Below are 1640 nucleotides of genomic sequence, written 5' to 3'. Positions count from 1 at the left end.
CTCGCTCGCGATCAGCTCGATGTGCTGTTCCTGGCGCTGGTTTTCGGCCTGGATCACTTTGAACAATTCGGGGTCGGCTTGTTCGATGAGGATGTTGCGGTCGTACATGCTGGCAGTCCTGAGAAGACGTGAATCCCTGCACAAAGACAAGGGCTGCCCAGGCGAACGGCTGATCACCCGGCATCGGCCAAGCCGAGTGGGGCGGCACGCTTCCCAGTGGTTGTCCCGGCACAGATCCCACTTGGGGAGCCGGGGGGCCACGTCAGCGCGTCGAGCCGGTGCAGATTGCAGCCGTCGCGCGCCTATCGCCAGTTGCGTACCCGGCTAGTTTAGCCGAGGCCTGGGTCGGGCCATGGTGTTGGACCCCAAAACAACGCGGCCCATACCGCGTTCAGCCCCGGAGGGCTGTTGCCTGCAGCGGTCGGGTCAGGAGGTCTGAAGCCCCGCGTCCGGTGTGGTGGCGGGACGCGATTGCGCTTCGGTTTCCAGGCCCGTGGGCACTGTTTGCGCACTTTCCGGCGCGGCTGGAGCGACCACCGGTGTGGGGCGGAATTGTGGGAAGTAGCGCGGCATGGGCTTGCCCAGGGCCACACTCTGGATGCGCAAGTGCTCGGCAATGACTTTGTCGATGTAGCCGCTGCCGCTGGTGGACACGGCGCCCACGTACAGACGCAGGCCACCTTCGACCGAACCGGCGCGCTTGATGCAGTCTTGCAGCACTTGCACGCCCACGCGCAGATTGGACACCGGATCGAACGCCGCCAACTGGCCGCCGAAATCTTCGTACTTCTCGGTATGCACCCGGGTGAGCACCTGCATCAAGCCTTGTGCGCCGACAGGGCTTTGCGCAAAGGGGTTGAAGCGCGATTCGATGGCCATCACGGCCAGGATCAAAGTTGGGTCGAGCTGGATTTTTTCGCCGATGTCGAAGGCCTCGGCCACCAACACGCTGAGCGGTTCGGGCGCGACGCGGTACTTGCGACTCAGCCAGTAGGCCACGTTGGCCTGCTGCTTGGGCAAAGCGTTGGGCTGCGCTGCCGTGACGCGGTCGATGGCGGTGGGCTCGGGCGTGACGTAGTTTTCGTCCAGCAAGGCCTGGGCTTCCTGGCGCTCCAGCAACCAACCCAGGATGTGTTCTTCGGCGTTGCTGCGCAGATCGGCCCGGGCGGCCAGTGTGATCAGGCCTACGGCCAGCAAAGTGCCCATCAGGGCCAGGCTGTTGTGCGTGATGTCGAAGAAGCCGCGGGACACATCGTGCAGGGCGGTTTTGACCGCTGCCGACGCGCCTGAGGGCCTTCGGGGGAAAAGAGAGTGGCTGTGCGTTGTCATGTTGACGCTCCTGAGGTGCCGGTTCAACCAGATCGGTCTTGTCGGCAGGTTAGGGTCGCTTTCGATGTTGCGACTTCGTGGGTCGCTGCGTCGAATGGGCCGGTATCGGCAGCGTTGGGGGTTTACCCGTATTGGGCAAACCCACGGATGTTATGGACTAACAAATAACCAGTCAATGTTTAAGATTTATGTTTTTATGCTTTATTTGATATTTGCAATGCGCCTTTTGAGCCGACCCATCACTTCGCTAGCAGGGAAGCCCCTGTTTGCAAGGGTTCGCCTCGGGTGGGGTGGGCTGCTACCGTTTGTCG

General features: G+C 62.1%; 1 protein-coding gene and 1 riboswitch. The gene reads right to left on the bottom strand.

Annotated elements, in window-relative coordinates; translation table 11 throughout:
* Positions 1-148: 148 nt before the first annotated feature.
* A riboswitch (ZMP/ZTP riboswitch) is annotated at positions 149-326 on the bottom strand.
* A 100-nt stretch (positions 327-426) separates the two neighbouring features.
* Entirely contained in the window at positions 427-1329 is a 903-nt protein-coding gene (locus ABYB95_RS23125; RefSeq protein WP_372662588.1) for a transglycosylase SLT domain-containing protein, read from the bottom strand.
* Positions 1330-1640: the final 311 nt, after the last annotated feature.

Origin of the sequence: Hydrogenophaga sp. (assembly GCF_041633695.1) — a bacterium.
Classification (GTDB): Bacteria; Pseudomonadota; Gammaproteobacteria; order Burkholderiales; family Burkholderiaceae_C; genus Hydrogenophaga.
This window is presented reverse-complemented; position numbering and strand designations above follow the sequence as displayed.